This window comes from Sorangium sp. So ce321 (assembly GCF_051530195.1).
GTDB lineage: Bacteria > Myxococcota_A > Polyangia > Polyangiales > Polyangiaceae > Sorangium.
Genome location: NZ_CP150329.1, coordinates 4736947 through 4757564, shown reverse-complemented (window position 1 = coordinate 4757564; position 20618 = coordinate 4736947). Strand labels below are relative to the sequence as shown.

The following is a 20618-nucleotide window of genomic DNA, read 5'->3' as shown; positions in this document are numbered from 1 at the left end:
ATGACAACGGGACGCAGAGGCTGTCCACGATGGAGCCGGCGCTCTACAGGATACATGCCGCGCCAGAGAGCGCTTTGCGGGAGGCGCAGCGCCCGGGCGCGGGCGCGCCGCCTGGTCTCATGCCCGGCGAGCTCAGGCCCCGGCTCGCCAGAGATGTCACCGAGGCGATCGGCCATGTCCCCTTCGTCCGCATGAACTGCATGGGGAAGGTGTGCGAGCGACATGACCTGTTCCTCAAGCTGGAGTCGTGCAACCCCGGCGGCAGCATCAAGGAGAAGAACGCCGCGTATCTCATCAAGGAAGCTGAAGCGCGAGGGCTCCTGCGTCGCGGCGGGACGATCGTCGAATCGAGCTCGGGCAATTTCGGCATCGGTCTCGCCATGGTCGGAGCCGCCCGGGGCTACCGCGTGATCATCGTGGTCGACGCCAAGACCGCCCCGCCCATGCGCCGTATGCTCGAGGCCTACGGCGCGGAGCTGATGGACGTACCGCTCTCGGCGATGGACGCACACGGATCCATGCAGGTGGCCCGCATGCGGAAGGCGGCCGAGCTCGCCCGTGAGATCCCCGGCGCGTGGTACCCTTGCCAGCACCTCAACCCCTCGAACCCCGAGGCCCACGCGCTCTACACAGCGCCCGAGATCGCGGAGGCCTTCAGCGGCCCGCCGGATGTGGTCGTGCTCGGCGTCAGCACGGCCGGCCAGCTCGCCGGAGTCGCGAAGTATTTCCAGCGCTGGTACCCCGGCGTGAAGCTCGTGGGCGTCGACGTGGCCGGCTCCGCCATCCTCGGAACGCCGCGCCACCACTACAAGATGACCGGGCTGGGACTCTCCTTCGTTCCGCCCAATTTTGCGCCCGAGGCGCTGGATGCCGCCTATTCGATCCCGGACCGGCTGGCTTTCTCCGTGTGCCACGCGCTGGCCCGCAAGGAGGGCCTGCTCCTGGGCGCATCGACCGGCGCGATCGTGGCCGCTGGCATGGCCTACATGGAGGCGTTCGTGCCGCGCCAGCGGGTCGTGCTCATCAACCCTGACCGCGGCGATCGCTACCTGGAGACCGTCTACAACCGGGAATGGCTCGACGCGCAGGGCATCGAGATCCAGGAGGGAGACGCGCTCGCCGCGGCGATCCGGGCGCTCGAACCGGCGTCTCGAGAGAGAATGATGGAGAACGCGTGGCATGAGCGAGCCTGACGAGGCGGCGGTCACGCTCCGCTCGCTCTGGGCACAGTTTCTGCCGCTGTCGCTGAGCGAGGCGACGATGGCGGCCGGCGATCCGCTCATCACGACGACGCTCGCCCACCTCCCGGAGGCCCAGACCAGCCTGGCGGCTACCGGCGTGGCGAAATCGCTCGCAGTGCTCTTCGAGAGCCCGATCATCATGCTCCTGCACGCCTCGAACGCGCTCTCGGGTGCCATGGCCTCCAGGAGGGCGCTCTTTCGCTTCATGCTGCTCGCCATCGCGGTCCTGACGGGCGGCCTGCTGCTCCTGGCCTCGCCGCCCTTCTTCGACCTCCTCGGGCGGCACGTCTTGCGCCTCGACGGCGCCGTCGCGGAACGCGCCCACACCGTCCTGAGCTTGTTGATCCTCTGGCCCGCCGCGATCGGGTGGCGGCGCTATTTCCAGGGCCTGCTCATCCGCGCCGGCCACACCCGGCCCGTGGGCCTGGCGGGCCTGGCGAGGCTCGCCGTGGTGGCCGCCGTGCTCGCGGTCGGGTTCGCGACCGGCATGAAAGGCGCGCGTCTCGCGGGCACTGCGCTCCTCTTGGGCGTGGTCTCCGAGGCGCTGACGGTGACGGTCGCGGCCAGGAAGCTGGTCACGGATCAGGTGCCGCAAGCCGAAACCGCGCGCGGCCTCCCGACGGATGTGGCGAGCGTCTTCCGCTTCTACTGGCCTCTCGCCAGCTCCATGCTCGTGGTCTGGGGCGGACGCACGGTCCTCGTGGCGCTCGTGGCGCGCGCCGCGGATGCGCCCGTCGCGCTGGCCGCCTGGCCCGCCGCGTGGGGCTTCGTGCTCCTGATCGCGAACACGACGCGCATGATACAGCAAGTCGTGATCCGCAACCGCGCCCGGGCGTCAGGCGGCCTCCTGGTCCGGTTCGCGCTGAGCGTCGGCGCCCCCTGCGCGCTGCTGCTGCTCGGTACGGCGCTGACGCCGCCTGGACGGCTGTTGCTGAACGCCTTCATCGGAGATGACGCGGCCCTTCTGACAGGAGTGCTGCCGGTCGTCCTCCTGTGCTCCGTCGTGCCCCTCCTGATCGCGCTCCAGAACGCGGCGCAGGGACTCCTCCTCTGCCAGACCCGCACGAACCGGGTGAACGCCGCGACGTGGCTCGGGACGACGGTGCTCCTGGGCGCCGCTGCCCTGGGGATCCGGGCGAAGATGCCCGGCGCCACGGCGGCCGCGCTGGCCGTGCTCGCGGCCCTCACGGCCGAGACGCTGTGGCTCGGTCTCGGGCTGCGCCAGCGCGTCGAGCGGGCTCTTGCGCACTGACCTGACGCCGCGCGCGATCGCAGAGAGCAATCCTGGAGAGCGCGCCCGACACATCGACATCCCTGGCCTCGCGCGGTAGGTATCCTCTGTTGGCCACCTCGAACGACAGGTCCCTCGGCGAGCTCGAAGCCGCTGTGCTGTCCGTGCTGTGGGACAGCACAGCACCGCTGTCTGTTCGCGACGTCCTCGGCCGGATTCCGCGGCGGCCCCCGCTCGCCTATACAACCGTTCTCACGGTGCTGGACCGGCTTCATGAAAAGGAGTTCGTGACGCGCCACAAAGAGGGTAAGGCGTTCCTGTACCGGCCATGCAGCTCCAGGGAGGCCTGGTTAGGCGAGCAAGCGGCGCGCTCGCTCACGGCCGCGAGCAAACACCAGAGCGACGCGCTCTTGATGGCCTTCCTCGACTCTGCGGAGCGCGCCGATCCGAATCTGCTCGATCAGCTCTCGGCGCTCATCGAGCAGCGGCGGCGGAGGCGGAGGCGCTCCGCATGAGCATCGTCGCCTTGATCGCCTCTTTCGCGGCGTTCTTTGCGGCGCTCGGCCTCTTGGGTGCTGGCGCCGTGGGGATCGCGGTCCGGCACGCGCGGGGCCTTTCGTGGGGCGGCCGGCACGACGTTCCGGCGCTCCGCGCCGCGGTGATCTTCGCTCCTGCGCTCCTCGCTCTCCTCGGAACTGTCGCGCTCGCCTCGCCGGCGCGGCTCTTCTCCCCCTGCCACTGCGTGGCCCATGGGCTGCACCACCCGCACCTCTGCCCGCACCACCCCGAGCTCGCGCTGCCCTTGGTCGTCCCGGCCGCGGGGCTCGTCGCCCTGTGGCTCGCGCACGCCGCGCCGCACCTGCGCCGCCTCGCGCGGGAGATTCTCGCGGCGGCGCGCCGGGCCCGCGCCGTCCGCCGGCTGCCGGTCGCGTGGATGGATGGCGTTCCGCTCCGGATTGCTGACTGCGGGGCTCCTGCCGCGTTCACCGTCGGCGCGCTTGCGCCCGTCATCGTCGTCGATCGGCGCCTGCTCGGGGCCTTGACCGAGGAGGCGCGCCGAGCCGTGGCGCACCACGAGGAGGCACACGCCAGGCGGCGTGACGCGCTGACCCTGATCGCGCTCCGGCTCGCCCTCGCGCTGTTTCCCATCCCGGGTGCGGATCGGCTGATCGACGCCTGGCGAGCGGCCGTCGAGCGCGAGTGTGATCGGTACGCCGCGGCGCGACTGCGGGATGCGGGCGCTGTCGCGGCGGCGCTCGTCGCGGTGGAGCGGGCGCGGGCCGGCGCTCGCGAGCACTCGCCGCCGGCGCTCGCGCTGGGTGCACCGGCCGGCGTCGCGCTCGAGCAGCGCGTGCGCTCCCTGCTGGAACTGGTGGAGGCTGGCGGTACCGCGCCGCGGCTCCGCAATGGCGCGCCCGCCGCCGCGCTCGCGGCGCTCGCCGCCGCCGCCCTCGCCGGCGCCGGCGCGTGGCCGGGCGGCTCGTTCCACCACGCCGTGGAGACAGCTCTCGGCTGGCTCGTCTCGTGGTAAGCGGCGCTCGTGCGCGCCCCGCGAGAACATCCAGTTCCTCCACCATCCCCGGAATGGCTATTCGAGAGAGAGTGCACCCCCGAGCCCGCGTGGCCGGCGCAGCGACCCGGCCCCGGAGCTCACGCTGAGCCGGACCCGTCGCAGGTTCCTCGATCTGCCCTGGTGGATCGCGGAGCGACGAGGTCCTCGGGCTGCTTCGGCGGCTCCGCCCCTTCGGTCGGACCCCGGCGGCGCCGCGGCTTGAGGCCACTCCAGAGGACCTGAACCACGCGCCGCGCGCGCGCATCGTTCGCTGGGACATCCGCCGTCCCTGAGAAGATGCGGAAGAGCGCGACGCTGTGCATGGCGGCGACGAGCGCCTCCGCGGCCGCGCCGGCATCGACGGGCGCGATGAGGCCGCGCCGCGAGAGCGCGCGGAGGCGATCCGCGAGGGCGTCCACGAGGCCCGCGCCCAGGAAGCGGTGGTGGGCGTGGGCCATCATCTCCGGGAAGGAGGGGTGGGTCACCAGGTGCAGAATGGCGGGCGCGGCGCTCGTGAAATAGCCGAGCACGCGTGTCGCGATGCCGGTCAGGTGGCGCCGCGCCCCGCGGCCCGCCTCGTCCTCGTCTCCAAGCAACACGCCGAGGTCCGGCGGCGGCGGGAACATGGCGGCGAAGAAGAGGTCGTCTTTCGACCGGAAGCGCTGGTACAGGACGGCCTGCGAGATCCCGGCCGCGCGCGCCACGTCGCGGGTCGAGGCCGTATGACCGCCCTGCCGGAAGACGCGCCGGGCGATCTTCAAGAGCTCTTCGTCGTCGATGGTCCGGTGCCTGCCCATGGATGCGCCTGCCGCGCGGCGGCGAGCCTACTCGTGCGCGAGCACTTCTCGCACGGGGAGGCGCAGCGCACCAGCAGCAGACGCGAGGCAGGCCGCCGAGGTCACGAGCCCAGCGAGGGCGATCCAACCTCCCACGGCCAGGGGAGAGATCACGAGCGGCAGCGCGACATGGAGGGCGACCTCACCGAGGATCCGGCCCACCACGGCCGAGAGCGGCACCGAGAGGGCGATCGCGAGGGCCGCGCTCAGCGCCGCGGCGGCCCCGCCTTCGACGAGCAGGATGCGCACCACCGCGCGCCGCGTCGCCCCCATGGCCCGGAGCACACCGATCTCCCGGGATCGCTCCAGCGCGTTCAGGCTCATGCTGGTCGCGAGCCCCAGCCCGCCGACCACGACGGCCGACAGCGCAGCGCCGGCCAGGAAGCCCACGATGATCAAGAAGTGATCGGCCATCACCTGGCGCCGGATGTCGCGCACCATCACCTGGGTCGGGAACCACCCGGCATGGAAGAGCGCCTCCTCCAGCGCCGCCGCTGCCCGGCGCTCTGCGCCAGGCTCCGTGACCACCCGGAGCGCCGCGGCGCCGCCGTCCGCCTCTCCAGTCACCGCCCCCAGCGTGCGGGCGTTCGTGTAGAGCGAGGGCTCTCCGATCTCGTCGACGACGCCGACCACGCGGACGGGGGTCCGCCGTCCGCCCGCGAGCAGCGCGATCTCGGCGTCCATCCGCAGCCCGGCGCCGCCCTCGCGGTGCCGGAGCCCGCCGTTGACGACCACGGCGCCGAGCTCGTCGGGCGCCGGCCACCGCCCCTCGGCGAGCCGCAGCCCGAGCAGCCGCGTGCCCGCGGGCGGGGCGACGAGCTCGTAGCGATCCGTCTCCATCCGGTGACCCGGCGCCGCGCCGGGCAGCTCGATGGCCGCCTGGGTCCTTCCCCACGCCTCGGCCGCCCGGACGCCCGGGATCGCGAGCGCGCGCTCGGTCAGCTCCCCTGCGGGCGCGGGGCGTAGCAGGCGCACGTCCACGTCGTCGCCCCGGGCGGCCATGGCGTCGTCCAGAGCGTGGACGAGGCCCCCGTAGACGTTGACGGCGGTCATGAGCACCGCGCCGCCGAGCGCCAGGGCACCGAGCGCCAGCGAGAGGCGGACGGACCGCCGGAAGAGGTCGCGGAAGGCCGAGGTGCAGCGCCCGCTCCCGGCGCTCCCGGCGCAGCAAGCGCGGTGAACTGCGGCCCGGAGGGCCGCGGGTACGTCCTCGTCACCCCTTCCAGCTCGATCAGCATCGTGGAGCCTCCTCTTCGTCAGCTCCGGATAAATAATCAGTCGACCGTTTATTATCAAGGAGGAGCACGGACGACGTCGCCCTGCGGCGGCCACGCGGCCGCGGACCTCAGTCGTGGTCGTGCCGGTGGTGGAGGTCGGGCACGTGCGGGTGGGCGTGGGAGAGCGGCTCGTGCCGGTGCGGATGGGCGTGCGGCTCGTCGAGCACCCCTTCGTGCCCGTGCTGATGGTGCTCGTCGTGGGTGTGGACGTGATCGTGCTCGAGCGCCGCGTGGGTGTGCGCGTGCGCGTGCCGCTCGCTCCGGAGGAGCGCGACGCCGGCCACCATGAGGCCCGCCGCCGCGAGATCCGTCGCGCCGGGCCGGTCGCCGAGGAGAGGGACCGAGAGGATCGCGCCGATGAAGGGGGCCGTCGCGAAGTACACGGCCTCGCGGGCCGCGCCGAGGATCCGGAGCGCCTTCATGTCGAGGACGAGGCTCACGCCGTAGCTGAGGCTGCCCAGCAGGAGCGCGGGCGCCACGAGCGAGGGCTCGGGGAGCGGCTGCCCTCCGAGCAGCGCGAGCGCCGCAGCGCAGGCGCCCGCCCCCAGCGTCTTGATCTGGACGACGGCGAGCGGGTCGCGGAGCGTGAGGCGCTGGCTCAGGTTGTTGTCGATGGCCCAGCTCAGGCAGGCGCCCGCGATGGCCGCGACGCCCGCCGCCGAGGCGTGCAGCTCTGCCGGCCGGACGCCGAGGAGCGCGGCGCCCGCGACGATGAGGGCCGCGGCGCCCGCCGCCCGCCGTCCGAGGTGCTCGCGGAACACGAGGACCGCGAGCGCCATGGTGAGCGGCGCTTCCAGGTTGAGGAGCAGCGACCCGGCGAGGCCGGAAACGCGCGTCAGACCGAAGAGCATCAGCACCGGTCCGACGAGACCGCCGAACAGGATGACACCCGCGAGGAGCGCGACGTCTGTCTTCCGGAGCGCGGCCTCCCGAGGTGTGGGGTCGCTCGCTGCGAGAAGCCTGATGAGGGTCAGGCCGACGCCGGCGCCGAGGTAGAGGAGCGCGGCGAGCATGAGCGGCCTGACATGCGGCAGGAAGAGCTTGGAGACGGGAGCGCTGGCGCCGAAGAGCGCGGCGGCCGCGAGCCCGTAGGCGCCGCCCCGCCCGTGGGCGGTCCGGTCAGGAGTTGCCATGCCTCAGCTTGCTACATCCGATTCCGGCCTTCATCGAGACCTGTCGAGCACACCGCGGCAGCGCGTCGGGCGCGCGAGGTGTCGCTCGTATCCATCGAGGACCCTGCCTGCCGGAAGACCTTCCTCGAGAACGTCCCCGAGAACGCCCGCACCCTGAAGCTCGTCAGGAGCTGGATCGAGCCGGGGCCCCTGCCGCGGTGAGCGATGGCAGCGCGCTCGCGGGTGAGCCCGAGAGCGCACGCCACGACGCGATCCGGCCCGCGCCCCTCAGGGCAGGACGCGCGCCGCCCGGGCGGCCGCGAGCTCCGCGCCGCCCGTCCACGGCGCCTGCCGGTCGCCCAGCGAGGCGCGCACCTTCGCGACCTCGTCCCTCGTGATCGCGGGCGCGCTGTTCCCCCAGCTCGACCGCACGTAGGTGAGCACCAGCGCGACCTCCTCGTCCGTCAGGGTCACGCCGAGGTTGGGCATCACGTCGTTGAACACCGCGCCGTTCACCTCCATCGGGCCGGCGACGCCGAGCAGCATGATCCGGATCGGAGTCTCCGGGTCGTCGAGCACCCATGAGGAGCCCACGAGCGGCGGATAACGGCCGGGCTTCCCTTCCCCCCTCGCCTGGTGACAGCCGGTGCACGAGCGGTAATAGATCTTGCCGCCCTGGGCGAGGTCATCGGCCGTGACGCCGGCGGCCAGGCCGCGGCGCGACGGCGGCGCGCGGGCCTCCAGCTTGCGCAGGACCATCCACGGCAGCGCGAGCACGCCGAACGCCACGATCAGCAGGATCACCACCACGTGGGCCGTGTTCTGCTCTCCGTCCCGCGCCTCGTCGCGCTTGCTCGTCGTCCCCACGGGCGCTCCTCCGCCGCACATGAAGCGCAGGCGTCCGCGGTCGTCAAGGACGCACCCAGCTGCCCGCGGTATGGACGCGCACTTTTGCTTCTGACATGGTCTTGTGCCGGGCGACGGACGCCACGGAGCGGAAGCGGCGAAGGAGCGGCGGCAAGCTGGACGGGAAGGTCGCGCTCGTGACGGGCGCGTCGCGCGGAATCGGCGCGGCCCGCTGCTCGGCGCTCTAGGCCGTGGCAGCGGCCAGGGGAGCGCTCGCCACCGGCGCGTTCTCGCTCCTCGCCGTGGAAGCGCGCTGCGCCTTCTTGCGGGTGACGCTGCGCCGGCCGTCGATGCTCACGGGCACGTCGCCGTCCACCGTCACCCGGCGCACCAGGCGGTGCTGATGGCCGTAGTCGTTGATCGCGTAGTGCTGGGTGGCGCGGTTGTCCCAGACCGCCACATCGCCCACGGCCCACCGCCACCGGACGGTGTTCTCGAGGCGCGTGACGTGCTCCTGGAGCACCTGGAAGAGGTGCGCGGAGTCCTGGGATGAGACGCCGGCGATCTTCTTGACGAAGTGACCGAGCACCAGCGACCGCTCCCCCGTCTCGGGGTGGACGCGCACGACGGGGTGCTCCGTCTCGTAGACCGTCGACGTGAACACCTCCTGGTAGCGCCGCTCGTCCTCCGGCGACACCTCTGGCCTCCGCGCCTGGTAGTCGTACTCGTTGCTGTGGACCGCCCACAGCTTGTCCGCGAGCTCGCGCAGCGCGGGCGTCAGCTCCTCGTACGCGGCGACCGTGTTGGCCCAGACCGTGTCGCCGCCGTACTGCGGGATCACGAGCGCCCGGAGGATCGACGCCTTCGGGTACGCGTCGACGAACGTGACGTCGGTGTGCCAGGAGTTCGCGCGGCCCCCGTACCGCGAGTCGAGCTCGTGGATGTAATCCGTCCCCTGGATGACCGGGACCGTCGGGTGCGCGACGGGCTTGCCGTCGAACAGCGCGGTCAGCGACTCCTGGGTTGCGTCGTCGAGGTGGTGCTGGTTCCGGAAGAAGATCACCTTGTAACGCAGCCACGCCTTGCGGATCTCGCTCACCGTGGCGGCGTCGAGATCGGCCGAGAGGCGCACGCCGCGCACCTCCGCGCCGATCCGGCCAGCGACCGGCACGATCTCGAGGACATTGCTGCTCTGGTTCTGTGTGGCGCTCATGCGGAGTTCTCCTGGTGGCTTGTTCAGCCGGTCCGAATCGTGAGTCTGAATCGTGGGATAGCGTCGCGACGCGGGGCGCGGCAGGCCGGCGGCCTGCTCAGTGCGACGCCGGTTTGTGCGCGACGGCGAAGAGCCTCTTCCCCTCGAGCCGGATGCCCTCGGGCGTCCGGAAGGCCTCGAGCTCGCGCTGGATGTCCTCGATGGCCTGGCTGCGCAGCGACTCCGGCAGGTGCCCGAGGAAGTTGCCGAACGAGCTCGCCTGCGAGAAGGCGATGGCGGCGCGCCCGTCCGGTTGATGCTGCACGTTCTCCTGGGCCTCGATCTTCTGCACGGCGAAGCCGGCGCCGCCGAGCAGGCCGGAGAGCTCCTCGGCCGTGACCCAGTGGGGCGTGCCGGCCTGGGACTCCGGGTAGCGCGCGTAGGGCTCCCGCGACAGCACCTGCTTCTTGATGGCCTGCAGCCGGTGCGGGTGGTCCTTCGCGCCCGTGGTGAGCCCGATCCGGCCGCCCGGCTTGAGCACGCGATGGATCTGCCGCAGCGGCTCGGTCTTCTCGGGCAGCCAGTGGAAGACGGCGTTGAGGTACACGACATCGAAGCTGCCCGAGGGGAGCTCGTCGAGCGCGTAGGCGTTGCCGACCCGGAAGGAGAGGTTCGCCTTCGCCTTGCGCTGGGCGATCTCCACGCGCAGCGGCAGCGGGTCGATCCCGAGCACCTTGCCTGTCGGCCCGACGATACCCGCCACGTGCTCCGCGAGCAGCCCGGTGCCGCTGCCGATGTCGAGCACGTGCTCGCCGGCGCGCACGCCGAGCTCGGCGATCAGCCGCTGGCCATGGCGGAACTGCCGCTCGGCGCTGCGAACCTCGTAGTCCTGCGCGAGCTGCGGTGTATCGAAGACGAGACTGAGCCCACTCATGCGACGGCCTCCGCGGAAACGCGTTGTCCTGGGGCGCTCTCGGCAGGGCCACGCCCTGGTCCGCGCCTCTCCCTCTCTCTGCGCCGGCGTCCGGCGTCCCTCGCGCTTCGCACGCGCCGTGCCAGGCATTTCCGCGCTTCCCGGCCGGGCCTCGCCCGACGGGTGCTGCGTCACGAGCACGCCGTCAGCAGCTCGTGCTGCGCACGCCGCACCTTGCCCGCCGCGAGCGCGCGACGGCGCGGCCGACAGCCGCCGCCCCGCTGCGCACCGGGACCGGCGCGACCCGCTCCCGGGATGCGGTGTACAGCATGAGCGGATCGCTGGGCGGGTTCATTGTTTCAAATGGCGCTGCGCGCCGACCGAGGCGCCGCGCTGCCCCTCAGGAGCTCGCCGGCAGGCCTGGCGCGAGGAAGGGCACGAGGAACGCCCCGGCGCGCGTGTTCATCGGGCGGGTCCCGCGCTGGCGGGCGTCCGCGGCGTGGGCGCGCACGATGGTCGGGCCGGGGATCCGCCCGTCGACGTGAAAGGGGCAGAAGTCGATCTCGATCTCCCGCTCCACGATCGCCCCGGCCTCCGACACCGAAAGGAGCGGGACGACGGGGTACGGCACGCGCTGCTGGAAGACGAACCCCTCCCGGCTGCGCGCGTCCACGAGGCGCTCCCACTCACCCCGCGACAGCCTGCCGCCGAACTCGACCCCTTCGCCAAAGGAGGAGTCCGTCGGTTTCGAGACCCACCCGTCCCGGTCCTCGAGCACCTCGCGCCGCCGCTCGGGGGCGTGCGCGAGGCTCACCGTGTCCGGGAGCGTCCGGCGGAGCAGCGCCGCCTCGTCGGGCGAAAGGCCGAGCGCGGCGACAACCGCCGCGTCGCAGAGCAGCGCGAGCGCCTCCTTGGTCGCGGTGAGGAAGGCGCCGGTGGCGTTGACGATCAGGTGCTCTTCCGGGTGGGAGCACAGGGCCTCGTAGTCGCTCACGTCCACGCCGCGCTCGCGGTACGCGTCGAGGTAAACCGAGTAGCGCCAGATCATGTCGACCTCCGCCCCGCCCACCGCGGGCCGCCCCCGGACGAGCCGGACCTCCGGGGGAAAGCAATGGAGGATGTCGACGTGCTCTCCATACCTCTCCCGCGCGGCCCGCTGGTACTCCCGCGCGACGTGCGGCAGCTCGCGCTTGCCGGGATAGCCGTGCTCGGAGACAAGGGCGATCCGCCGGGGGGTCCGGCCCGGGTAGCGGCGGAGATGCTCGCCGAAGAGCCAGTCGACGACATGGGGCGACAGCAGCCGGGGCGCGTACGCGAGCCCGAGCGCGCCGAGCATGTGCTCGGCCATGCGCTGATCCACATCGTGGTAGTGCAGCCCGAGCGGCGCGGCCTGGTTCACCTCGACAGGCGAGCACCGGCCGGTGGCGGGATCCAGGAACGCGTCCACGCGGCGCAGCCGGCGCTCGGCGGAAGCGGTCGACTCGAAGGTGCACTGACGCACGAGCCGCGCGCTGCCCTCCTCGAGCGAGCCGAGCAGCCGCCGGAGCAAAGGCTCGCCGCCCGGCGCGCGGGCGTGCGCCTCCAGCCGCACGAGCGCCTGGATCAGACACTCGACCTGGTGAAACGCGCGCGTCACCTGGCCCGTGTCGAGCTGGAGCGGCACGAGGAACGGCCGGCCCTCCAGCGGATACCCTGCCTCGCGGGCCATCCGCAGGCCGTCGCGCACGAGCCGGGCGCGCCGCGCCTCGGGGAGCCGCTCGAGCAGCGCCCGGAGGTCGGGCAGGCGCTGCTCCTCCGGGCCCTTCAGATCCACGTCGACGAGCTCCAGAGACGCAGCTGCTGCCCGATGCCGCGCCGGAGCGCCTCCCGGAAGACGCGATGCGCGACGAGGATGTCCTCGAAGGCGAGCCCCACCGGGGAGAAGAAGATGCATTCGTCGCGCGACGTCCTGCCGGCGCGGCGGCCCGAGAGGATGGGGCCGAGATCCTCGACGCGTCCCTCCGCGATGAGGCCCCACGCCACGGCGAAGGCGTGGGTCTGGATGTTGCGACTCTTCACGTCCGCCCAGCGATCCGCGATGATCCGGTCCATTCGTGTCAGGAGCGACGCCTCCACCTCGAACCCACCGATGGAGAACACCGTCACCCCGCGCTCGCCGATCCACCCGTCCTTCACGACGGGCCGATCGTCGCGCGACACGCAGGTGACGACGAACGAGCAGCCGCGGACGGCCTCCTCGGCGGTCGCCACCGGCCGGATCTCCAGCTCCGTTCGCCGCGACATCTCCTCGGCGAAGCGGTCCCTGGAGGGGCCCTCGGCGTGGACGCGCGCGCGACGCAGGCCCGGCACGGCCCGCTGGAGCCCGAGGAGCTGCGTCCGCATGTTCACGCCCGCCCCGATGAGGGCCACCTCCTGCGTGTCCGGCGGCACGAGCTCCCGGGCGGCCAGCAGCGACACGGCGCCCGTGCGCGTCGCGCTGATCACCTGAGCATCCATGATGCAACACGGCAGCTTCGTCCGCGCGTCGAACAGCGTGATGAGCCCCGCGGCGCGCGGCAGCCCCAGCGCCACGTTCGCCGGCATGGCGCCGATCGACTTGCACCCGAGGATCTCCTCGCCGCCCGTGGAGACGAGCGACGGCATGAAGTTGATGTAACCCACCTCGGGCTCCGGCGCGGACGGCGGGCTCCGCATCGAGATCTTGGCGGGCTGAGCCACCCGCCCCTCGAGCAGCAACTCGAAGCCGCGCTGCACGTCCTCGCTCGCCCGCGCCACGTCGGCGCCCCCGCACTGGACGACGTCCTCCAGGGACAGGAACAGCACCTCTCCGCCGCGTGTGCTCATGGACATCGATCGCGCAGCCGCGTCTGGCGTTCGCGCTCCCCTGGCCCGACATTCGCATCGAGATCCGACGAGCGCAACGCGGAAGCGGGCGCTCGCACGCCGTGATCGCACCATCGCCGGGTGGTACGTTGTATCAATCTGCTCGCGCTGGAGGTGCCGTGAGCTCGTTGCCGATCTCATCCGTCGTGTGTCCTTCCTCGACCGAGCCTTCGCGCGTCGTGTCGTCGTTCCGTGAGCGCCTGCGGCAGACCTCGTGGGCGGCGCCCGCGACCGAGACCTTGTGGGTTCCCGTCGAGTCGCCGGCCGGCGCCGTGCAGCGGCTCGAGCGCCAGATCATGGCGCTCTATCGCGCCCACGTGAAGGTGCTGAGCGCCGCGCTCTCGGAGCCCCTGCCCTCCGATCCCGAGCTGGGGCACCTCGCGCGCTCGCTGCGGGCGGTGAGGGCGTTCTACCGGGGCTGGCCGCAGCTCCAGGACAACGAGCGGACGCACCCGGACGCGCCGTTGCCCGTCGCCCCAGGGTCGTTTCTCTACGGCCGTCCGGACATCGTGATGGGCGCCGAGGGGCCGCGGGTGGTGGAGACCAACTTCGACACGGCCGTGGCGGGCTACGAGAAGCCGGACGCCGTGTGGTCGATCTGCGCGGAGCTCTTCGAGATCGAGGCACCGCTGCTGCGCCGCGGGCGTCCCCTGGCCGGCCTGAGGGAGTATTTCGACGAGCTGGCCAACGGACAGCCGCGCCTGATTCACTGGGTGCGGACGCTGGCCGCCGCGCCCGAGTGCGAGCCTATCCTTGCGTTTCTCAACGACAATCGGCGCGGCATCCAGCACATCGCTCACTACGCAGGGGAGCCGAGCCCCGCGTTCCCGGCGTCGGTCCCTGGCTACCTCCACCGCGCGTGCTCGCTCTACACGGTGAACCGCTTCCGCGAGCAGTTCACCCGGACCTTGCGCCCGCTCGTGCCGGCGCTCCGCGGCTGCACGGTGCCGCTCTGCCTCACGGTGCTGCAGTCCAAGCTGTTCCTGGCCTGGCTGAGCGATCCGCGCGCCAGGCCGCCGACGCTCACGCCGGAGGAGCGCGACGCCGTGGACGCGCTGATCCCCGAGACCCGCCTGCTCGCGCAGCTGCGCGGCGCCGCCCTGGATCGGGTGAAGCGCCATCGAGGCGACTTCATCCTGAAGCGGACGGACTCGCACATGGGCAAGCACGTCGTCTTCGGCTGCAACCTCGGCCAGGGAGAATGGGAGGCCCTGCTCCGCGAGCTGCCCGACCAGCCAGCGGAGCCCGGCGACGCGCCGCCCATCTGGCTCGTGCAGGAGCGCGTCCGCCCCCGGGAGTACACCTTGCTGGAGTACACGGAGGAAGGGCCCGTGGAGCGGCGCACCGGGCTCTCGTGCTCTCCCTACCTGTTCGGCGGGCGTCTCCGTGGCTTCGAGACGTGGAGCCTCCCCTCCACGCCCGACCACCAGATGCTGAAGGACGCGCACTTCATCGGTCACTTCATCCGGTGATCGCCGCGCCGCCACGCCGCGGACCAGATTCCAACCCGAGCGTCAACGGCGCGGCGAGCAGGGCTACGCTCCCGAAGCAAAGCTTCATCTTCACTGTATTCACCCTCGCGGTGAGCCGATCCGAGGGCGAGCCGCTACTGCCTGACGAGTGCTCCGCAGGCTCTCGCTTTCGCTCATCCCTCCCCATCAGTCCGCCGCCAGGGAGCGGCGCGCTCCAGTTCGTTGGGGGCAGAGCGGCGACGGCGCGCCCGCCGGAACGCAGCACGTCCCTCGAGATGATTCCATGATTTTCTCACTGGAGCGTTGATCGAGCCGAGCAGCTTCGACATCTCCTGTACTGCCGCAGGGCCTCTCCGGGGGGGGGCTGCACGACAGTTCAACTTCATAAAAGAAACCTTGTTGTTCGATGATGGGACTTCAGCGCGCCCAGAGCGGGCGAAGGGCGACATCGATGTACAGATCTTTGAACCATGAGCAGGCGCGTCCTCTTGGAGGGCTCCGGTCAGCTGTCCTGATCGCGTTGATCGTGGCCAGCGGCTGCACGGGAAGCCTGGGCGACACTCGCACCGACGACTCCACGGACGATCCCACGGGGAACCCCACCACGTCGCAGCCGCTCGCTTGCGAGGACGGCCTGGTGCACGCCGGGCGAGCGCCGCTGCGGCGGCTGACGCGCTTCGAGTACAACAACACTGTTCGCGACCTCTTCGGCGACACGACCCAGCCGGCCTTTTCGCTGCCGAGCGAGGACGTCGGAAACGGCTTTGGCAATGACGCGGACGCGCTGTCGGTCTCGAGCCTGCTGGCCGAGCAGCTGAGCACCGTCGCGGAGGGCGTCGCCCGGCGCGCGACCGCCTCCCCGGAGGCGCTCGCGAAGCTCGCCCCTTGCGCGAGCAACGTGAGACCGGAGGGCGAGGAAGCGTGCGCGCGCACCATCGTCGAGCGGATCGCGCCGCTCGCTTACCGAAGGCCGCTCGCCGCCGGCGAGGCGGACGAGCTCCTCGCGCTGTACAGCGTCGGGCGGACGGATGCGACGTTCGACGTCGGCGTCGCGACCGTGATCGAGGCGCTGCTCCAGTCGCCAGATTTTCTCTACCGCATCGAGTGGGGCACATCCGACCCGGAGCACCCCGAGCTCCGCCGGCCCACGGGCGACGAGATGGCGACGCGGCTCTCGTACCTGTTCTGGGGCACGGCGCCGGACGAGGAGCTGCGCACGGCGGCGCAGGCGGGTGAGCTCTCGACGAAGGAAGGCGTGCGCGCGCAAGCCGAGCGCATGCTCGAACACCCTCGGGCTCGGACCACCATCCGGTTCTTCTTCGACAACCTGCTCCCCATCAGCAACCTCGCGGATCTCGAGCGGAACGCGGAGGCGTTCCCGACCTTCTCCAAGACGATCGGCGCGCTCATGCGCGAGGAGACGCAGCGGTTCCTCGAGCACGAGATCTTCGAGGGGACCGGCACCTGGGCGTCCGTCTTGACGGCCCCGTACACGTTCATGAACGGGCCTCTCGCGGCGTTCTACGGCGTCCCCGGCGTGACAGGCGACGAGTTCCAGCAGGTGCAGCTCGACACGACCCAGCGCCTCGGGCTCCTCACCCAGGCGGGCATGATGGCCGGGACCACGCACTCGAACACGACGAACCCCGTGGTCCGCGGCTCGTTCGTGCTCCAGAAGCTGATGTGCCTGAAGATCCCGCTCCCCACTGGCGACATCCTGGAGCGGGTGAAGCCGCCGGATCCGTACACCGGCGCGACGGCGCGCGAGCGCTTCAGCCAGCACAGCCAGGATGAGGTCTGCCGGGGATGCCACCATCTCATGGATCCGGTCGGCTTCACGTTCGAGAACTACGACGCGGTCGGGCTGTTCCGCACGACAGAGAACGACGTCACCATCGACGCGAGCGGCTCGCTCCCGGGCTCGACGGAGACGGTGAGTGGTCCGACGGAGCTGGTGAAGGAGCTCGCCGAGACCGAAGAGGTGCATGGCTGCTTCGCGACGCGCTGGACCGAGTACGCCTACGGTCTCACCCTGCGCGCCGAGGACGCTTGCACCAAGCAGGAGATAACGACCGCCTTCAAGGCGTCCGGGTACAACGTGAAGCAGCTCCTGATCGATCTCACGCAGACGGATGCTTTCCACTACATCTCGGTTGCTCACCAGGAGTGATGGTCATGTCCAACTTTCGTTTGAGCCGGCGTGCCGTGCTGCGCGGCGCTGGCGCCATCGCCATCGCGCTCCCCTGGCTGGAGATCATGGGCCCCGAGCGCATGGCGCGCGCGGCCCCCGCCCCCGCCAAGCGTTTCCTCGCCGTCTACACGCCGGGCGGGACCGTGATCGATCGCTGGCGGCCGACCGGGAGCGAGACGAGCTTCACCCTCGGCCCCATCCTGTCGCCGCTCGCGCCGGTGCAGGACCGGCTGCTCGTCCTCGACGGTCTCGATATGAAGGCCGCGCGCGGTGAGGGGCACCAGAGCGGGATCATCGCCTGGCTCACGGGCACGCCTCAAGAGGGCTCCCCGAGGGGCTACGGGAGCGGGCCGTCCGTCGATCAGGTGATCGCCTCCCGGATCTCCGCCGGTCAGAAGGCGAAGGCGAGCATCCAGATCGCGGTGCGCTGGGCGACGGGGAAGGCCCACGGCCTGCTGACGAACATGAACGCCGCGAATTTCGAGGACGCCGCGCCGTACAGCCCGATCTCGCCGCGCCTCGATCCGATGGAGATCTTCACCGAGCTCTTCGGCTCGCTGGATCCCTCCGCCGGCAACGAAGCCGCCCGTCGCCTCGCGCGCAAGAAGTCGATCCTCGACTTCCTCGACGGGCGCTACTCCGCCCTGTCCGCGCGGCTCGGCGCCGCCGACAGGCAGAAGATCGACCAGCACCTGACGAAGATCCGCGAGATCGAGATGAGCATCAGCAACCTGCCGACCACGACGAGCGCTTGCCATGCCCCGGAGAGGGTCGACACGTCCGATTACAACCCGCGCACGGGGTTCAACGCGGACGACTTCGGCGCGATCAAGGACACCTCGACCGACGCGGCGATCCCCAAGGTCGGCAAGCTCATGATGGATATGCTGGTGATGTCGCTCGCCTGCGACATCACCGCGGTCGGTACGCTGCAGTGGAGCGACACCGAGGCGAAGCACACCTTCCCCTGGCTCAACTTGACCGAGCACCACCACTTCTACCAGCACGACGGCGGCTTCAGGCCGGACGAGTGCGAGCGCATCTGCAACTGGTATTCGAAGCAGCACCTCTACCTCGTGCAGGAGATGGAGAAGGTCGACATGGGTGGACACTCGCTGCTCGACGAGAGCGTCGTCTTCTTCGGCACCGAGCTCTCGGATCCGCCGACGCACACCCATACGAACATGCCGTTCCTCCTGGCCGGCGGCGGCGGAGGCCTGCGCACCGGACGCTGGGTCCAGTACCAGAACGACGTCCCGCACAACAATCTGCTCGTTTCGTTATTGAATCTGTTCGGTGATGACCGGACCACGTTCGGCGACCCGCGCTACTGCACCGGGCCGCTCACGAACCTGACGTAGCCATCCCGGGGGGCGGGACACCAGCTGCTTCGACAGGAACGAGACCACGTCCGGCAGCGCCAGCTTCTACACCGACGCTCACGCCGGAGTGGTGTGATATGAGAGGATATCTTCTTACGATCCCGGTCATGATGGTCGCCCTTGCCTGCGACTGGGAAGGCACGTTGTCGCCGGGCGACGGCGATACCTGCTCGTCTTGGAGCGATACGTGATGTGACCGGATGGCCGGTCCGGGCCGGCGGCCCGGGGTGCCTCAGCGGACGTGGATGTCCGGCTTCGGCACCGGGGCCATCCCCTCGCCGATGTGGAAGCTCGGGTGGGGCGGCTGGTTGTACGCGCCGTTCTGCCACGAGATGGCCACGCGGTACTGCGGATCGTGCATCAGCGTATGGATCCGGTTCTCCGCGACCTGGTTCGTCGTGAAGATACGGATCGAGTTGCCGCAGCGGAAAATCACCTCTTCGCGCCAGTCGCCCAGGATGTCCGCGCTGAGGGTCGGGCTGCTCTTTGTGCCGTTGTTCGCGGTGCACCCGTCGGCCGTGAAGTTGCCGCCCTCGCCGTCGTACTGGCGGATGCCGTTGCCGTCGAGGAGCTCCCGGCTGAGATCCGCGTCCCACCAGATGAGGAAATTCGACGACGAGGGGCGGTTCCCGACGCCGTTGCCGTCCGAGCCGCTCAGCAGCTGGCTGTTGTTCACCCACGCCTCGCTCCCGGGGTTGCGCGGATCCACGTCCGCCGCCACGCCCCGGCCAGGCCCCTCCTCGCCGCCGTTGCCTGGCCCCCGCCAGATGACCTCGCACGTGCGGGCGTCGCGCATGGCGTACGCGGGCGACTCCCCGCCCTCGTACGGCTGGAACACCTCGAGGCCGGGGCGCGACGGGATGTGATCCGTGACGTGCAGCGCGTCGCCGTGAGCGTAGTAGTCCACCGTGCAGAGGCCGGTGCCGTCGTTGTCGAAGGTGGCGCCGCCGTTGATGATCTCCTGCTGCGGGTCGTCGTCCACGTTCGCGACGCTGATGGAGTGGGTGCCCTTGCCCGCGAACTTCCCGTCATCGCGATTCGAGCTCGAGTCGAACGTCCACAGGTTCGAGAGCTCGCCGTCGCGGTAGTTCCAGGCCGAGAGCGTGGTGCGCGCGTAGTAGCCGCGCCCGAACACCGCGCTCGGGCGCCCTGTGTCGTCGAGGAACGCGATCGTGCCGACGAACCGGTCGACGCGGTTGCCATAACACTCGTTGTTGCCCCAGCTGCACGGGTCGCCGCGCCCCACGAGGAACTCGGTCGTGGCGAGCTCTGCCCCGGTCTCCCCGGAGAACACGGTGAGGTACTCCGGGCCGGTCAAGATGTAACCGTCGTTGTTGCGGTAGTCCCTGGCGTCGTCGTCGCCGGCCGCGGGCCCCTTGCTCAGGAGCTCGCCCGTCCCGTCGCGCGTCCCCGGCGCCGTCTTGACGGCCACCTCCGCTTTCCCGTCGCCGTCGAGATCGTAGACGAGGAACGGTGAGTAGTGCGCCCCGGCCCGGATGTTCACGCCGAGGTCGATGCGCCAGAGCCGCTCGCCTTCGAGCGTGTACGCGTCGAGGTAGGTCTTGCCCGTGCGGCCAGCCTTCGAGTTGTCCTGGAGGTTCGACGGATCCCACTTGACGACGATCTCGTATCGCCCGTCGCCGTCCAGGTCCCCCACGCTGCCGTCGCCGCTCGAGTAGGTGTAGCCGTCCCCGGCGGGCGGCGGCATCGTCTGGATGGACAGGGACCCATCCTTCCACACGGACGCGGCCTCCGACTCACCCTGCTCGACGCCGCCGACGACCGGCCGCACCGCGTAGACCGAGCTCGGAGAGCCGCCGCGGTCGACGAAGTTGGTGGAGTCCGTGATCGGCGCGTCGTTGACCTTGGTGCCGTCCCGGTAGACGTTGAATGCGATGTCGTCGGGATCGTAGCCGAACAGGCGGAAGCCCACGTAGATGCCGCCGTCGGTGGGAACGGCCACGACGCCGCGGTCGAGATCCTCCATCTGCGCGAACCCCGTCGGCGCGGGAGCGCCCCCGCCCGTGCCGGGGCCTGCGCCCGCGCCGACGCTGCCCGAGGCCGTGCCGTTCGCGCCGCCGCCCGACGCCGTGCCGGTCGCGCCGCCTCCGGACGCCGCGCCGGTCGCGCCGCCTCCGGACGCCGGGCCGGTCGCTTCGTCGCCGCCCGCGCCGGTGCCGTCGCCGCCGACGCCGCCGGCGCCGGTGTCGCTCGACCCGCATGCCACGAGCCCGGCAGCGAGCGAGAAACAGATCAAGAGAACAGGACGCCTCATAAGTTACCTCGCGTTGCCGCTCCTCGTCCGGTCGGCGGTTCGCCTCCAGGCCGTGAGCGGCGTGATGATCTGGTTGCTGGCCTAGGTTGTGACATCAGCGCAGACTCAATCACCTCGAGCGCTCAGATCATGCGTTTTCTCGGAGTGCTGGAAATCTGAACACCCCTCGGGAGAACGCGGCTGTGCTCCGAGCAACACCGCGGGATCGATTAGCA

The 20618-nt window shown here is 70.9% G+C and carries 17 protein-coding genes; 8 read left to right on the top strand and 9 right to left on the bottom strand.

All coding sequences use genetic code 11. The annotated features are described in order from the left end of the window. Positions 1-119 precede the first annotated feature (119 nt). The 4 genes from WME89_RS18100 (at position 120) to WME89_RS18085 (ending at position 4003) form a co-directional block, all read left to right on the top strand. Complete coding sequence (locus tag WME89_RS18100; RefSeq protein WP_438011943.1) at positions 120-1193, top strand: cysteine synthase family protein; 1074 nt, start codon at positions 120-122, stop codon at positions 1191-1193. Next, a complete protein-coding gene (locus WME89_RS18095; protein ID WP_438010369.1) occupies positions 1180-2493 on the top strand; it encodes a hypothetical protein in 1314 nt (437 codons plus the stop codon). The genes WME89_RS18100 and WME89_RS18095 overlap by 14 nt, the downstream gene beginning before the upstream one ends. An 89-nt stretch (positions 2494-2582) precedes the next feature. Beyond that, entirely contained in the window at positions 2583-2987 is a 405-nt protein-coding gene (locus WME89_RS18090) for a BlaI/MecI/CopY family transcriptional regulator (RefSeq protein ID WP_438010368.1), read from the top strand. Next, positions 2984-4003, top strand: a complete 1020-nt coding sequence (locus tag WME89_RS18085) for a M48 family metalloprotease (protein ID WP_438010367.1) — start codon at positions 2984-2986, stop codon at positions 4001-4003. Before WME89_RS18090 ends, WME89_RS18085 begins: the two co-directional genes overlap by 4 nt. Positions 4004-4122: 119 nt before the next feature. Here the strand turns inward: WME89_RS18085 and WME89_RS18080 are convergent, their stop codons facing one another. Genes WME89_RS18080 through WME89_RS18070 form a run of 3 tightly spaced genes read right to left on the bottom strand, consistent with a single transcriptional unit; the run spans position 4123 to position 7270 of the window. Continuing rightward, positions 4123-4821, bottom strand: coding sequence for a helix-turn-helix domain-containing protein (locus WME89_RS18080; protein WP_438010366.1), 699 nt, complete (start codon positions 4819-4821; stop codon positions 4123-4125). A 27-nt stretch (positions 4822-4848) separates the two neighbouring features. Then, positions 4849-6192: an ABC transporter permease gene (locus WME89_RS18075; protein WP_438010365.1), complete on the bottom strand. Its 1344-nt coding sequence runs from the start codon at positions 6190-6192 to the stop codon at positions 4849-4851. A gap of 13 nt (positions 6193-6205) precedes the next feature. Next, on the bottom strand, positions 6206-7270 hold the full coding sequence (locus tag WME89_RS18070) for a DMT family transporter (protein ID WP_438010364.1): 1065 nt from the start codon (positions 7268-7270) through the stop codon (positions 6206-6208). A 78-nt stretch (positions 7271-7348) separates the two neighbouring features. Between WME89_RS18070 and WME89_RS18065 the strand changes: the two genes are divergently transcribed. Next, positions 7349-7471 carry a hypothetical protein gene (locus WME89_RS18065; protein ID WP_438010363.1) on the top strand — a complete coding sequence of 41 codons (123 nt, stop codon included), beginning with the start codon at positions 7349-7351 and terminating at the stop codon, positions 7469-7471. 66 nt (positions 7472-7537) lie between these two features. Here WME89_RS18065 and WME89_RS18060 read toward each other — a convergent pair whose 3' ends face one another. From WME89_RS18060 to WME89_RS18040, 5 genes are all read right to left on the bottom strand, one after another. After that, entirely contained in the window at positions 7538-8116 is a 579-nt protein-coding gene (locus WME89_RS18060; RefSeq protein ID WP_438010362.1) for a c-type cytochrome, read from the bottom strand. A 223-nt stretch (positions 8117-8339) separates the two neighbouring features. Then, on the bottom strand, positions 8340-9308 hold the full coding sequence (locus WME89_RS18055) for a TauD/TfdA dioxygenase family protein (RefSeq protein ID WP_438010361.1): 969 nt from the start codon (positions 9306-9308) through the stop codon (positions 8340-8342). Positions 9309-9405: 97 nt separating this feature from the next. Continuing rightward, on the bottom strand, positions 9406-10221 hold the full coding sequence (locus tag WME89_RS18050) for a class I SAM-dependent methyltransferase (RefSeq protein ID WP_438010360.1): 816 nt from the start codon (positions 10219-10221) through the stop codon (positions 9406-9408). Between the two features lie 379 nt (positions 10222-10600). Continuing rightward, a complete protein-coding gene (locus WME89_RS18045) occupies positions 10601-12013 on the bottom strand; it encodes a hypothetical protein (RefSeq protein ID WP_438010359.1) in 1413 nt (470 codons plus the stop codon). Continuing rightward, positions 12004-13044 (bottom strand): ornithine cyclodeaminase family protein, encoded by a 1041-nt coding sequence (locus WME89_RS18040; RefSeq protein WP_438010358.1) that lies wholly within the window; start codon positions 13042-13044, stop codon positions 12004-12006. The genes WME89_RS18045 and WME89_RS18040 overlap by 10 nt, the downstream gene beginning before the upstream one ends. Before the next feature lie 167 nt (positions 13045-13211). On the opposite strand from WME89_RS18040, the gene WME89_RS18035 reads away from it, so the two are divergent. The 3 genes from WME89_RS18035 (at position 13212) to WME89_RS18025 (ending at position 18107) form a co-directional block, all read left to right on the top strand. Further along, complete coding sequence (locus WME89_RS18035) at positions 13212-14555, top strand: hypothetical protein (RefSeq protein WP_438010357.1); 1344 nt, start codon at positions 13212-13214, stop codon at positions 14553-14555. 526 nt (positions 14556-15081) lie between these two features. Continuing rightward, positions 15082-16725 (top strand): DUF1592 domain-containing protein, encoded by a 1644-nt coding sequence (locus tag WME89_RS18030; protein ID WP_438010356.1) that lies wholly within the window; start codon positions 15082-15084, stop codon positions 16723-16725. Beyond that, positions 16725-18107: a DUF1552 domain-containing protein gene (locus tag WME89_RS18025; RefSeq protein ID WP_438010355.1), complete on the top strand. Its 1383-nt coding sequence runs from the start codon at positions 16725-16727 to the stop codon at positions 18105-18107. Before WME89_RS18030 ends, WME89_RS18025 begins: the two co-directional genes overlap by 1 nt. Before the next feature lie 253 nt (positions 18108-18360). On the opposite strand, the gene WME89_RS18020 is transcribed toward WME89_RS18025, so the two are convergent. Next, positions 18361-20385 carry a rhamnogalacturonan lyase gene (locus WME89_RS18020; protein WP_438010354.1) on the bottom strand — a complete coding sequence of 675 codons (2025 nt, stop codon included), beginning with the start codon at positions 20383-20385 and terminating at the stop codon, positions 18361-18363. Positions 20386-20618 lie beyond the last annotated feature (233 nt).